We start from the raw sequence: 12,637 nt of genomic DNA on the forward strand, positions 1-12,637 counted from the left end.
CACATCACTTTGTCGCCACACTGCCGACGCCGCAGCCCTCCGGGCCGCGGCGTTTTTGTTTGCCCGCAACTTGCTCACGTGTCCCCACCCAGGAGAACCCTATGGACTACGACATCACCCACGCCCCCGAGACCAAGGCCGGCATTGCCGGCGACGATGCGCAGCAGGTCTACGACACGCTGATGCGCACCTTCGAGGACTACAAGGCGGAGAACGATTCCCGCTTGCAGGCGATCGAGAAGCGGCGCGGCGATGTGCTGGCCGAGGAGAAGGTGGCGCGGATCGACGCCGCGCTCGACGCGCAGCAGCGCAAGCTCGACGAGCTGGCGCTGAAGGCGGCGCGGCCGCAGCTCGGCAGCGCGAACTCGCCGATTCCGGCGGCGCGCGAGCACAAGAGCGCGTTCGACGCCTATATCCGCTTCGGCGACACCGCCGGGCTGCGCGCGCTGGAAACCAAGGCGATGTCGATCGGCTCCAATCCCGACGGCGGCTTCCTGGTGCCGGACGAGCTGGAGCACACCATCGGCGAGCGGCTGGCGGTGGTCTCGCCGATCCGCGCGATCGCCGCGGTGCGGCAGATCTCCGGCAACGTCTACAAGAAGCCGTTCATGATCACCGGCCCCACCACCGGCTGGGTCGGCGAGACCGCGGCGCGGCCGCAGACCGGCTCGCCGCAGCTCGACGCGCTGTCGTTCCCGGCGATGGAGCTGTATGCGATGCCGGCGGCGACCGCGAACCTGCTGGAAGACGCCGTCGTCAATCTCGACCAGTGGATCGCCGGCGAGGTCGAACTGGTGTTCTCGGTGCAGGAAGGCGCGGCCTTCATCACCGGCGACGGCCTCGGCAAGCCGAAGGGCTTTCTCGCCTACCCGACGGTGGCGAACGCGTCGTGGAGCTGGGGCAATCTCGGCACCATCGCCTCCGGCGCCGACGGCGCCTTCGCCGCATCGAGCCCGTCCGACGTGCTGATCGACCTGATCTACGGGCTGAAGCCGGGCTACCGCCAGAACGCCTCGTTCGTGATGAACCGGCGCACCCAGGCGGCGGTCCGCAAGTTCAAGGACTCCACCGGCGTCTATCTGTGGCAGCCGCCGGCGACCGTCTCCGGCCGCGCCAGCCTGATCGGCTTCCCGCTGGTCGATGCCGAAGACATGCCGGATATCGCCGCGAACTCGCTCAGCATCGCGTTCGGCGACTTCCAGCGCGGCTATCTGATCGTCGACCGCCAGGGCATCCGCGTCCTGCGCGACCCGTATTCCGCCAAGCCCTACGTGCTGTTCTACACCACCAAGCGCGTCGGCGGCGGCGTGCAGGATTTCGACGCGATCAAGCTGCTGAAATTCGCGGCGAGCTGAGGCACAGCGCCCGATCTCCCTCTCCCGCTCGCGGGAGAGGGCCGGGGTGAGGGCGCCCCGCGCACGGCTCTGTCATCTAGACCGATCTGTGGGTGAGGCGCACAGCGCCGCAACCTGCCTCTGCGTTGCTGCGCGACGTAAGTCGCCCGATCGCGCTGCGGAACCATGCTGCGAGTTCACACCCAGCGCTCGGCGATCAGTCTGTCGTGCGCCGCCTTGATGTGCGCGGGCGTCATGATCTGCCGCTTGCGCTCGTTCCAATTGCAGACGGCTTCAACGATGGGGTCGATCTCGGTTGCGCCGCCTTTGGTCGCGACCCAGTGGACGGTGGCGAGCAATTCCATGCCGTACGGGGTTTCAAACCCGTCGATCAGCCGGGCGATTTTGTCGACGCGTTGAGCGGTCTCGCTGTCCTCCCGGGACTCGAGGAAGGCCTCGGCCTCCTGCAACGCCTCGCCGACGACTGTGATTTCGGATGGCTTCGAGCCATCGCCGACGCCATGCAAGTAAGCGCCGTCCATCTTCGTCAGCACATGACGGAGCTCCGCGGCGTACGGACCATAAGTGTGCTTCGTGAATGTCAGTCGGCCGAGATCCTGGCCCGCGCTCACGAGAAAATAAGCGAGCTTCTGCACCTCGATCTGGCTCAGCGGGTAGCGCATCTCCCGATAGATCGAGAGCAGCTTGAGAATCGCGGCGCGCCCGGGGGTCATCCGCGGCCTTTGCGCCTCGGGTTCAAGCTCGCGCACGCCGGAAACGTCGTTGGGCGCGAACAGTTGAACCTGAACGTCCGGCAGGTCTCGGAAGGCCGCCTCGATGCGGGGGCGTACGAGATTCCAATCGAGACCACCATTGCCGCAGCCCAACGGCGGAATGGCGATCGATCGAATGTTCAAGCGCTTGACCTGCGCGACCAGGTCGACGAGCCCGGCGTCGATATCCGCCATCCGTGATGGCTGGCGCCAATGCCTTTTGGTGGGGAAGTTGATGATGAATTTCGGTTCGACGAGGCCGCCATTGTCGAACACGAACATCTTGCCGGGAACGACGTCGCCGCGTTTGCAGGCGGCCTCGTAAGCCTTGGCATTGGCGGGCCATTTGCGCTTGAACTGCAGCGCGATGCCCTTGCCCATCACGCCGACGGTGTTGACCGTGTTGACGATCGCATCGACGCGCTGCTCCAGCAGGTTGCCCGTCACGAGTTTGATCGTCATTGCAACTTCCGTCAAAAATACCAGCCGGGCACCACCCTGACCGTCGGGTTCCAGCCGGAGCCCGCTAGCGCTTGCCTGACCCGCTCAGCTGCCTGGTCGGTTCTTACGCCAATTTCCGAGACGGCGGCAACCGGCAGCTGCTGGTGAACCAGAAACTCTGCCTGCCGAATCTCCAGACGCCGCACATGATGCAGTGGAGATTGGCGATTCTGCCAGTATTGACAATACCCCTCCCGCAGCGGGGCTTCGAAGAAGATCCTCCAGTCGATTTTCGCCAGGCTGGCGAGGTCGTCGAAAAACCGCGCATAATCCAGGGCGGCATGAATATCCGAGAACACGAATCGGTGACCGCCGTCGCCCACGATCTGTGCGGTTGAGGCGAGATGGACGATGTCGTCTTGCCGATAGTCGCAACCCGGCACGTTGCCCTGGTTGATGGTGTAGAGCATCGGCGATCGCGGCGCGAAATAGAACGGGACATAGTCATGCAGGGTGCCTCCTGGAGCGATCGGCACATTCCGCACCGCCCGGCGGCCCTGAATATGATCATAAGCGATGTTCGCCGCGATCAGCCCCCGCGCGGCGGCCTGATGCTTCGCCAGCAGCGCGCCCTGGGCCGCGACCGAGACTAGATTGTCGATGGCCGTGATGTGGAAAATCGGAGTCGGGACGGGGGGCTGCACGGAAAGATCCTACGGGGGGCTGTGTTCGGCCTACTGGCAATATAGCAGGCTTAGCCCCGGCTGCGGTCGAGATCGGGCTCGATCAGATCCGGCCTCTGGATCGTCTGCCCCGGCGTCTATCCATGGCAGCCGCCGGCGACCGTCTCGGGCCGCGCCAGCCTGATCGGCTTCCCGCTGGTCGATGCCGAGGACATGCCGGACATCGCCGCGAACTCGCTCAGCATCGCGTTCGGCGACTTCCAGCGCGGCTATCTGATCGTCGACCGCCAGGGCATCCGCGTCCTGCGCGACCCGTATTCCGCCAAGCCCACCATGCTGTTCTACACCACCAAGCGGGTCGGCGGCGGCGTGCAGGACTTCGACGCGATCAAGCTGTTGAAATTCGCGGCAAGCTGACGGGGCGCTACCGCCGCTGGTGCAGCATTGTAGGGTGGATGAGGCGCTCAGTGCCGCAACCACCCTATTGCATTAATGCGCCCGGGCCTCGACTATTTCATTGAACTTCGACGATTAGCTTTTTGTTCGGTAGTCAATCTCGGCCGGAGATCAATTCCTTTTGCCATAAGTTTCGCCGCGCCTCCAAGTTCCTGTGAAATACGGGAGGCCTCCTCGCTCAGCACCATCATAAGTTCTTCGAAGGTCAGCGCTGTGCCTGTCTTAGGATGTTCCCATTTCCGATCGGTAGATATCGTTACGACGAGGCATCCCGCTCTGCAGTCGTCCGCCGCCATATACTTCATGAGTAACTGGTTTCGGAGCGTATCGAACAGGTCGGTTCCGGGTCTCCTATCCCCAAGCTTGAGTTCTATCGTCCCTTGCTGACTAGAGCCAGCCGATCTGAAGCGAATATCAGTTTCCTTCTCATCCGCAGTCACTGCCTCCTGGTCTATCGTATAGATTCCCTTTCCGCCTTCTCGTAAAACGCGCGCCAGTTCTCTCCGCATGACACGTTCGTCTGCAATTGTGGCCCACAGTTCTCGAGGAGAGACGTCTTGCAGCAACAGGTCGTCAATATCCTCTAGTCGATCGCGCATCAGCGAAAACATTTCTTCTCGCGTCAACGGAGGCGCTTCTCCAGTTTTGTCCAGAACGCAAAATTCTGCCTCAGTCATCGTCGTGGAGTCGGCATCCTCAGCGGCCCTTTGTGTTGCGATAGCCGTAGTTCGATCCTTTATATGCTTGAATAGAGGATCCCCCGCCATTTCAACCTTCACAGCCCATCCCTCTGGGCCGGTGGTTGCAAAGATCGCACTCAAAATTGCGTTTCGGGCACTCTGAGCATTGTCTCGCACGCCGGGTGAAAAGGAGCCTTCATGGTGCACGTCGTCGTCGACACGAACATGGCGATAGGCCAATCGCAGAAGTCGAAGTAGTAGAGGTGGCGTGAAGCCGGGCGCCCGAAGGTCAATTCCAATGCCGCCATAGTCGTTCTTGAAGAGCCTTCCAAATAGCTGCACCCCAAGACCGTCCTGAGAGGCTATGCATTCTTCGAGGCTCATCTCTAATGTCTGTATGCCGGCACTCGGTTCGAGATAAAGCAGGGCAGGTAACCAAGCGTAGGCGAAAGGTGTGTCTATGCCGTCTGACAGATGGGCCTTCGATGTCGATACTATATAGTTCCGATCATCATCATTGCCCATCCTGATAAGGATTGCGATTGCCTGACGCAGTTCGTGTTCGGGAGTCGAGTTGGTGATGTGGATGCTAAATTCGCCTGCCAGCCAAGCACGGATTCGGGGAATGAAAAGTGCAGCAATGATCGCTGGTGCATGGTCGATATTCTGCAAGATCGTCGAAGACGAATTGCCGTTCGTCGCCTCGCGCAGTGAAAAACTGAGCTCTCCTCCTTGGACGCGGTCGACTGCGGTGGGATGCTCGACAGCCAGGCTTGCGAGCCACGATGGAAAGCCGTTCAGTTCAATCGGTGCATACCGGCAGGCAAGCTCCGCTTCTTGCTCAGTCAACCGCTTTGCCCAGTTTGCATCTTCCGCTTCAGCATAAATTCCGGCTAAGCCGAATTGCCATCTAATTAGAAATGTATTCCGCTCGGCCTCGGGTCGCTCGCTGCGAAGGGTAGGTCTATCGTTGCGCCAAGCTGCCATCATGGTTTCACGAAGATGGTCGGCGACGGACTTGCCGAATTGTTCTTCAATAAACTGTCGATCCCAGCCCGAAGCTCTGCTTTTCCGTCCCGAACGCTCAACCGCTTGCCATAGATGCCAAGCTGTGTTTTCTGCGCGGTCTGGAGCGAATACCGCATTGGGGTCTCTAACAATCTCGCGCCAGAATGTTACCCAACTTGCGTGGGCCTTTGTCGCACGTAGCTCAGTCTGTTTTTTTCGCTTAGCACTGGCCTTCTCCATTCGACGCAATTCCTTTTTGCCGTTTTGCGGCTTTGAAAGACCGTCGATTGCTGCCGTGAGGCTTGGTGCATCCGCGACAAGTGGCTTCAGAGTCGTGAGAAGTTGCTGTCGATCCACCGTGTGGTCGAGTAGTCGAAGCGCGATCCAAAGCATCATCTCGCGATGCTCCAGCGGCTCATTTGATGCAGACAGCCGTTTCCTAATCCAGGCGGCGTCTGTTTCGTCGTTTAGAGCTAAACCGCCACCTTGCGATAGATCGAACGCTCTGTGCCACGTGTCATCAGACCGGTGAAGCTCTTGTAGAAGAGCGTCCTCCTCCCAGAATGCGGCTTCGCGGGCGTCAGCAGGAAGTGATGCAATGGCCTGCCGAAGTTTCGCTAAGGCATCCTTTTCGGAGTAATCATCATTGGATATGCGGATCGCAAGTAAGCTCGCTGCAATCCAAGGCGCAGTTCTCACGCCATCCGAAGCCTGTCGACAACAAGTGGCAATAAGGGGGGTGACTAAATCCGGCCGTTTTGTTCGAAGGTGAGGAAAATGATCGTTGTCCCACGCCAATTGCTCAACAACCAAATCTGATAGTGCTTGACGCAGATTATCGAGATAATTGGGCAATAGTGGCGTCGTCTCGATTCTACGTGGCAGCCAATAGGTCAGATCGCCGACACCGCGCCGCCCTTCTTTCACACGGCGTAGGATCTGAGACAGGCGATCGACCGGCATGTGAGTGGGGAGTAGCCGAAGTATCGCCTGGCGTGCTATCTTGTCCGGCCAAAGAGCGGAATCATTTGTAACCGATCGCGAAAGCGCCTCAAGTCGCGGGTCGTCCCATTCCACCAAGGCGTCGATGGCTACGCTCCGCTGGTGGTCCGGCCGTGCTGGGTCCATTGCTACATCATGTGCAAGATCCGTACATTCATTGAGCTTTCCGGCCTCGATGATTTGCAACAGAAGGTCGGTGACCTCGGGATTCTCGATCCCTTCAGCCCAAAGCGACTTTATCGCCTCGGCGAGCTCGGTGCATACAAAGCGATTTACCTGGATACGAGGTGTGTGCAGTCCGCGCCAGCCGCCGTTTCCGTAGCGGTTCACGTGGGCTCTAAGGGCTCGAACGCGTTGCGCTGGGCGTAACGATTGCGGATCGCCGTGGTCTAGGACGACGGTTGGATCGATACTGACAACATCGTCAAAAACAGTATCGCGCCAAATCGAAAGCCATGCGGTGATCGGACGCATTGAGGGCTTAACTATTCGCGTGCCCTGCGCTGTTTCTGCGAATAGCAGACGCTTAATCGATTTGATCGAAACGCCTAGTTTAAGTTGTGCTTCGAGCCGCTTTGCCGCCAAGAACTCCACAACGGATCGATGGTGGAAGCGAACGCGACCGTAACTTGCGAAGCCGAAAAGAGGTCGCTCCAGTAATGCTCCTCGCGCGTCACGGCTCCAATCTGGTAAGATTTTAGAAACGTCTAGCGCTGCCTCAGTCGCAAAGACGTCGTCGACTTCGGCGCTATAGCGTAGCGTGAGTTTACGTGTGAGGATTGCCGCCAACGCAATTCGACTGGCTCCTTCAATCGCGTCGTCTTGCGATAGCTCAGCTAGCTCCTTCCTATCGTGCCGTGGTCTTAATTTTACGGCGATATTGGTTTCAACCTGTTCACGATGCGATCGGATGCGATGATGCTCGCGCCAATCTGAGCACAGCTCGACCAAATCTTGCGGTCGTTGGGCGAACTCTTCCGCATCACGTTGGCTTATATCGGCTAGAAGCGCGTCGGGGTCTAAGACGCCTTGGTGGATCGCGAATTCTCGGATCTGCTCGCGCGACAACGGCATCAGGCCGACATTGCGCCATGCCTTTACGGGGGAGGCATCGGCGGAGTTGACCTTGCGTCTGTCCGTTACCATGTCGGCGAAGAGTGTCGCCGAGGGGGTGGCCGTGCCCGCTCTCGGTATCGGCAAATACTTGATGATCAATTCTCGGTCAATCGGCACCGGACGCGTTGTGATAATCACTCTTGCGCGGCCGAGCTGGCCCGTAATGGCCTTGTTAAGTCGGGCCAGCGCCTGGCCAAAGTTGCCAAGAGTCAGTTTTAGTTCGTCGATAGAATCCAAGAAAAATGTTGCGATTTCGGATTGAGAACGTAGCCATGAGTCGAAGCGTTCTTCCTCCTCGTGGCTGAGCATGTCTCGGAGAGAACTTCCGGCGAGGGTTGCAAGATCTAGAAAGAAGGCGGGCTCACCCGCTTCCCAGAGCTTGTCCTTCTGTGTTTGGCATTCGTACGTTTTGCCGGCGCCGGCTTCGGATACGATAAGGATACGCTTTGAATGCAGCAGTTCTTCCCATCCGAAGCTTCCAGACCAACCCAGCCTGGCTAGGGCGGAGGCTTTCTCGATATCAGCAACATCTTCGTCGGACAGGTCGCGGAATGAACGGGGAATTGTGGTCAAAATACCCACTGAGGCCATCCAAGTTGGTTTCAGAATCAATATGCGTGATCATACCGAAGTTGGTGGGGAGGACGCTATGACGGCCCCCTCGGAGTGCCACGTCGAGACGTCAGTCTTCGAAATGAAAGCTGGACTCGCAACTGTCCTACAAATCCACCGAAATCGGTGTGGCTGTGCGTGTCGCTCTTTCGGTGCGTCAACGAGCAGCGTTAACTGGGCTCAGGTACGGCCTCAACGGCTTGGTATGATCGCAGCATGGTGACAGGTCCTCCCTACCTCGCCCGGCGCCCCATCCGCGGCTTCACTCCCGAGGCCCTTGCCCACACAAGGCATCGTTACGAAGACACCGATGAACCGCAGGACTCGATCGCTGTCGATCTGGGCATTCACAGCCGGACCCTGGATCGGCTCGTCCAACAGCAGGGCGGGAAGCTGCGCAAGGACCGGGCGCTGCGCGAGCTGCCGCAGGCGCTGAAGCTGGAGATGGCCGCCAGGGAAGCGGCGGGCCGCGCAACATTCTAGGCTGATGCCTGGCATCTGCCAATGCGATCGGGCGGTCGGGCTGTGATCCGGGCCGTCGAGGTGAACGCGCCATGACTGATGATTCGCCGGGCCGTCGTCTTCCCCGTGACTTCACGCCGGAAGCCATCGCGCTGACCAGGCAGCGCTTTGAGACCACCGACGACCCGCTGCAGGCAATCGCCGCCGATCTCGGCATCAGCCGACGGACGCTCGGCAAATTGGCCGAGCGCGAAGGCTGGGTGACGCGGGCGAGCCGGCCGCGGTTCGCCCCGATCACGCGTCCGGCGATCCAGCGCGCCCGCGGCTTTACGCCCGAGGCGGTCGCGCATGCGCGACGGCGCTACGAGGAGACCGACGAGTCGATGGATCGCATCGCCGCCGATCTCGGCGTGCACCGGATGACGCTCGACCGGCTGGCCAAGACCGAAGGCTGGCAATTGCGGAAGGACCGGCCGCCGCGCGATCTGCCGGTGGCGCTGCAGCTCAACCTGGCTGCGGCCGAGATATTGCAGGCGGCGCGGGCCGCCGGTAAGCCGCCCTTGCAACCGATGCCGGAACCGGCCGAGGTCGATCGAGCCATGACCGATGCGTCTCTGGCCGAGTTTGAGTCCGCTGAGGCCGAGCCGGTAGCGGCGTCGCTGGCGCTCCGGTTGGAGGCTGCGGTGGACCGAGAGCTGCGCAAGGTCGAGAATCTGCGCGAGGATGCCGTGCTCGGCGGCAGCCGTGCGACCGAGGCCGAGCGCATCGCCCGGACGCTGGCTGCGCTGACGCAGACCCTGTTCAAGGTTCGCCAGCTGCGCGAGCCGGGAGGCGTGAACGCCGATGCCGATGAAGACCTCCCCGCCGATGCCGATGAATTCCGTCGTCAGCTTGCGCACCGCATTGAGGCGCTTGTCCGATGCCGGGATGACGGACGCGTTCCTGCGGCAGGCGGGGACGCGGACGCTGGCGCGGCTGCAGCATGATTTCGCGACCTTCGCGCATCCGCATCAGGAGCATGGCGAGGTTGGCAACAATGGCGGGCCGTGGACGACCTGGCTGCTGCTCGGCGGCCGCGGCGCCGGCAAGACGCGGACCGGCGCCGAATGGGTGCGGGCGCTGGCGCATGGTACGCCGCCTTATGCCGAGCGGCCGCATCGCCGGATCGCGCTGATCGGCGAAAGCTGGCAGGACGCCCGCGAGGTGATGGTGGAGGGCGAGTCCGGCCTGCTGCGCTGTTCGCCGCGCGCCGAGCGGCCGGAGTGGATCGCGTCGCGGCGGCGGCTGGAATGGCGCAATGGCGCGGTCGGGCAGGTGTTCTCCGCCGACGATCCGGAAAGCCTGCGGGGGCCGCAATTCGACGCCGCGTGGTGCGACGAACTGGCGAAATGGCGCTACGCCGAGGCCTGCTTCGATACGCTGCAATTCGGGCTGCGGCTGGGCCTGCAGCCGCGCCAACTGGTCACCACGACGCCGCGGCCGCTGCCGCTGATCAAGCGGCTGTTGACCGATCCGCGCACGCGGGTGACGCGCGCGCCGACCAAGGCGAATGCCGATCATCTGTCGCCGGCGTTTCTCGATGCCGTGGTCGGCCGCTATGCCGGCACCCGGATGGGGCGGCAGGAACTCGACGGCGACCTGATCGAGGACCGCGCCGATGCGCTGTGGTCGCGGGCGCTGATCGAAACCTGCCGCGTCGCGCAGCCGCCGGGGCTGGCGCGCGTGGTGGTGGCGATCGACCCGCCGGGGACGTCGAAGGTCGGCGCGGATGCCTGCGGCATCGTCGCCGTCGGCCGCAGCGACAGCGGCGCTTACTACGTGCTGGAAGACGCCTCCGCCGCAGGGTTGTCGCCGGCCGCCTGGGCGGCGAAGGCGGTGGCGCTGTATCACCGGCTCGACGCCGACACGCTGATCGCCGAAGTCAACATGGGCGGCGAGATGGTGCGCGCGGTGCTGCGCGAGACCGACGGGGCGGTGCCGCTGAAGGAAGTCCGCGCCAGCCGCGGCAAATATGTGCGCGCCGAGCCGGTCGCGGCGCTGTACGAGCAGGGCAAGGTCAAGCATGTCGGCTGCTTCCCGCTGCTCGAAGACGAAATGTGCGACTTCGGCATCGACGGCCTCTCGTCGGGCCGCTCACCGGACCGGCTCGACGCGCTGGTGTGGGCGATCACCGGGCTGATGAACGGCCGCAATGCCGGCGGGCCGCGGATCAGGCAGTTGTGAGGGAAGGGTAGTCGTATAGGATGGGTCGCGCGCGCCGCATCATCGCGGTGGGGCCCGTGGTGAGGCGAGTCGGTGGGTTACGCGCTGCGCGCTAACCCACCCTACGGGGAAGTGGGGAGACGGCGGCTCGCTGCGGGGTGGAACGATTGCGGGCGGCGGGATTTGCCGCAGCGAGGGAAAACCGGATGAAGCGAACGATCACACTGTCCGTCGCCTGTGCGGCGCTCGCGCTGGTCGCGATCGATAGCGCCCCGGCCTTTGCGCGGGGCGCGGCGGCGAGCATCATGGATTCGCCGGGCTATCAGCGGCGGCTGAAGGAATCCCGCGAGCAACTGCAGCAGCCCTATACGACGCCGCCGGCGGTGTATCCGCGGCAGCGGGTCGACACGCCGCGCAAGGCCAGGCCGCACAGCACGCGCAAGCCGCTGCGCTGAGCGCGCGGGCGACCCGATCGCCCGTGGCTCAGCAGTAGCCGTACCAGCCACAGGCGTAGGGCAGGCGGCCCCAGATCGCGCTCGCCGGCGTGCCGTAATAGTTGAAGTAGTGATAGGAATTCGGCTTGCCGTAATAGCCGTTGACCAGCGGCGGGATGTCGACCTCGGGCGCGTAGACCGGCGAGGCGCTGATGACGTCGCGCGGCGGCGGCACCATTGCGACGATGCGGCCGCGCGGCTCGGGCTCGGCGAAGATGCGGCCGATCCTGCTGTGCGCGGGCAGGTCTGCCGCGGCGGCTGGTGCCGCGGCGGCGAGGGCGATCAGCAGGACGGCGAGGCGCGGCATGGCGGGGCTCCGGATCAGGGCCGCAGGGTGGCGCATTATGGTTAACAAAGATTAAGGATCTGGCGGCCGATCGGCGGCGAGAGGGCTTGCTGCAACAGGTTCGGCCTCATGGTGAGGAGGCCGCGGAGCGGCCGTCTCGAACCATGAGCGTGTCGCGTGCTGCGCCGCCGCCGGTGTGCGCGGCCATCCTTCGAGACGCCCGGCTTCGCCCGGCGGGCAAAGCCTGGCTCCTCAGGATGAGGGAAAACCGCGCTGAGAGCCTGATTACTTCGCCAGCGTCGAACCCCAGCTACGCGCCGTGGTCTCGATCCAGTCGCGATACAGCGTCAAGGGCGTGACGCCGGTGAGGCCGCCGCAGCCGCTCGCGTTGTTCGCGCCGGTCGACCACGACACCACGCCGATCACCAATGCGCGGCCGTCCTGCTGCTGCAGCGCCGGGCCGCCGGAATCGCCGGTGCAGGCGCCCTGGCCGTCGCGGGTGTTGTTGGTCATCGGATCGACCAGGCGGATCTGCAGCCGGCCGGGGCGGCCGGTGGCGATCAGTTCGGCGCTACGCGCCGTGCCGCCGCTCTTGCCGTCGCCGCGCTGCGCCACGCCGATGCCGGCGACGGTGAAGCGCTGCCCGGCTTGCAGCGGATCGCCCGGCGCGCCGAACGGCAGCGGCGTCTTGCCGGATAGCGGAGCCGTGAGCTGCAGCAGCGCGACGTCGGCGGTGGCGCGGTTGGCCTGGATCGCGCGCTGGTCGAAGCGCGGGTGCGCAGCGAGGCGGCGGATGTCGCGGAGCTGCGGCTGCCCCTGCGCGTCGCGTTGCACGACCTTGTAGTCCGCGCCGGGCGCGACGCAATGCGCGGCGCTCAGCACCAGATCGGGCGCGATCAGCGCGCCGGAACAGAAATTGCCGCGCGAGCCGACGATGGTGACGAGCGCGCGGCCGAGTCCGTCGGTCGCGTCGCGCGCGCCGCCGACCATCGCGGAAGCGGGAGCGGCGACCGCGGCGGCGAAGAGCAGAGCGAGTGTGGAGCGGCGGAGCATGGCGAGGTTTGAGCCTCGCCGCCGCCGCGCTGTCA

10 protein-coding genes and 1 pseudogene are annotated in these 12,637 nt (G+C 63.2%); 6 read left to right on the top strand and 5 right to left on the bottom strand.

All coding sequences use genetic code 11. The annotated features are described in order from the left end of the window. Positions 1-101 precede the first annotated feature (101 nt). Entirely contained in the window at positions 102-1,355 is a 1,254-nt protein-coding gene (locus SR870_RS02350; RefSeq protein WP_322516445.1) for a phage major capsid protein, read from the top strand. A 176-nt stretch (positions 1,356-1,531) separates the two neighbouring features. Here SR870_RS02350 and SR870_RS02355 read toward each other — a convergent pair whose 3' ends face one another. Both SR870_RS02355 and SR870_RS02360 read right to left on the bottom strand, forming a co-directional pair. Then, on the bottom strand, positions 1,532-2,569 hold the full coding sequence (locus SR870_RS02355) for a macro domain-containing protein (protein ID WP_322516446.1): 1,038 nt from the start codon (positions 2,567-2,569) through the stop codon (positions 1,532-1,534). Between the two features lie 11 nt (positions 2,570-2,580). Continuing rightward, positions 2,581-3,252, bottom strand: a complete 672-nt coding sequence (locus SR870_RS02360; protein WP_322516447.1) for a DUF4433 domain-containing protein — start codon at positions 3,250-3,252, stop codon at positions 2,581-2,583. Between the two features lie 111 nt (positions 3,253-3,363). On the opposite strand from SR870_RS02360, the pseudogene SR870_RS02365 reads away from it, so the two are divergent. Continuing rightward, positions 3,364-3,648: pseudogene (locus SR870_RS02365) on the top strand (phage major capsid protein); the annotation flags it as partial. A gap of 92 nt (positions 3,649-3,740) precedes the next feature. Here the strand turns inward: SR870_RS02365 and SR870_RS02370 are convergent. Beyond that, positions 3,741-8,075, bottom strand: coding sequence for a hypothetical protein (locus SR870_RS02370; protein ID WP_322516448.1), 4,335 nt, complete (start codon positions 8,073-8,075; stop codon positions 3,741-3,743). A 246-nt stretch (positions 8,076-8,321) separates the two neighbouring features. Between SR870_RS02370 and SR870_RS02375 the strand changes: the two genes are divergently transcribed. The 4 genes from SR870_RS02375 to SR870_RS02390 all read left to right on the top strand — a co-directional run bounded on the left by SR870_RS02375 (position 8,322) and on the right by SR870_RS02390 (position 11,224). Next, the gene (locus tag SR870_RS02375) at positions 8,322-8,588 is read left to right on the top strand and encodes a hypothetical protein (RefSeq protein ID WP_322516449.1); all 267 of its coding nucleotides are present in this window, start codon (positions 8,322-8,324) and stop codon (positions 8,586-8,588) included. A gap of 71 nt (positions 8,589-8,659) precedes the next feature. Then, the gene (locus tag SR870_RS02380; protein ID WP_322516450.1) at positions 8,660-9,553 is read left to right on the top strand and encodes a hypothetical protein; all 894 of its coding nucleotides are present in this window, start codon (positions 8,660-8,662) and stop codon (positions 9,551-9,553) included. Then, the gene (locus SR870_RS02385) at positions 9,495-10,790 is read left to right on the top strand and encodes a DNA-packaging protein (protein ID WP_322516451.1); all 1,296 of its coding nucleotides are present in this window, start codon (positions 9,495-9,497) and stop codon (positions 10,788-10,790) included. The genes SR870_RS02380 and SR870_RS02385 overlap by 59 nt, the downstream gene beginning before the upstream one ends. A 185-nt stretch (positions 10,791-10,975) precedes the next feature. Beyond that, a complete protein-coding gene (locus SR870_RS02390; protein WP_322516452.1) occupies positions 10,976-11,224 on the top strand; it encodes a hypothetical protein in 249 nt (82 codons plus the stop codon). Positions 11,225-11,252: 28 nt separating this feature from the next. On the opposite strand, the gene SR870_RS02395 is transcribed toward SR870_RS02390, so the two are convergent. Both SR870_RS02395 and SR870_RS02400 read right to left on the bottom strand, forming a co-directional pair. After that, a complete protein-coding gene (locus SR870_RS02395) occupies positions 11,253-11,570 on the bottom strand; it encodes a hypothetical protein (RefSeq protein WP_322516453.1) in 318 nt (105 codons plus the stop codon). 264 nt (positions 11,571-11,834) lie between these two features. Beyond that, positions 11,835-12,602 (bottom strand): S1 family peptidase, encoded by a 768-nt coding sequence (locus tag SR870_RS02400; RefSeq protein ID WP_322516454.1) that lies wholly within the window; start codon positions 12,600-12,602, stop codon positions 11,835-11,837. Positions 12,603-12,637: the final 35 nt, after the last annotated feature.

The sequence above is a fragment of the Rhodopseudomonas palustris genome (assembly GCF_034479375.1).
In the GTDB taxonomy this organism is placed as follows: domain Bacteria; phylum Pseudomonadota; class Alphaproteobacteria; order Rhizobiales; family Xanthobacteraceae; genus Rhodopseudomonas; species Rhodopseudomonas palustris_M.

Coding starts and splice junctions, on each gene's coding strand:
- SR870_RS02395 (WP_322516453.1), bottom strand. CDS start 11,570: ATGCCGCGCCTCGCCGTCCTGCTGATCGCCCTCGCCGCCGCGGCACCA.
- SR870_RS02375 (WP_322516449.1), top strand. CDS start 8,322: ATGGTGACAGGTCCTCCCTACCTCGCCCGGCGCCCCATCCGCGGCTTC.
- SR870_RS02355 (WP_322516446.1), bottom strand. CDS start 2,569: ATGACGATCAAACTCGTGACGGGCAACCTGCTGGAGCAGCGCGTCGAT.
- SR870_RS02385 (WP_322516451.1), top strand. CDS start 9,495: ATGACGGACGCGTTCCTGCGGCAGGCGGGGACGCGGACGCTGGCGCGG.
- SR870_RS02380 (WP_322516450.1), top strand. CDS start 8,660: ATGACTGATGATTCGCCGGGCCGTCGTCTTCCCCGTGACTTCACGCCG.
- SR870_RS02390 (WP_322516452.1), top strand. CDS start 10,976: ATGAAGCGAACGATCACACTGTCCGTCGCCTGTGCGGCGCTCGCGCTG.
- SR870_RS02350 (WP_322516445.1), top strand. CDS start 102: ATGGACTACGACATCACCCACGCCCCCGAGACCAAGGCCGGCATTGCC.
- SR870_RS02400 (WP_322516454.1), bottom strand. CDS start 12,602: ATGCTCCGCCGCTCCACACTCGCTCTGCTCTTCGCCGCCGCGGTCGCC.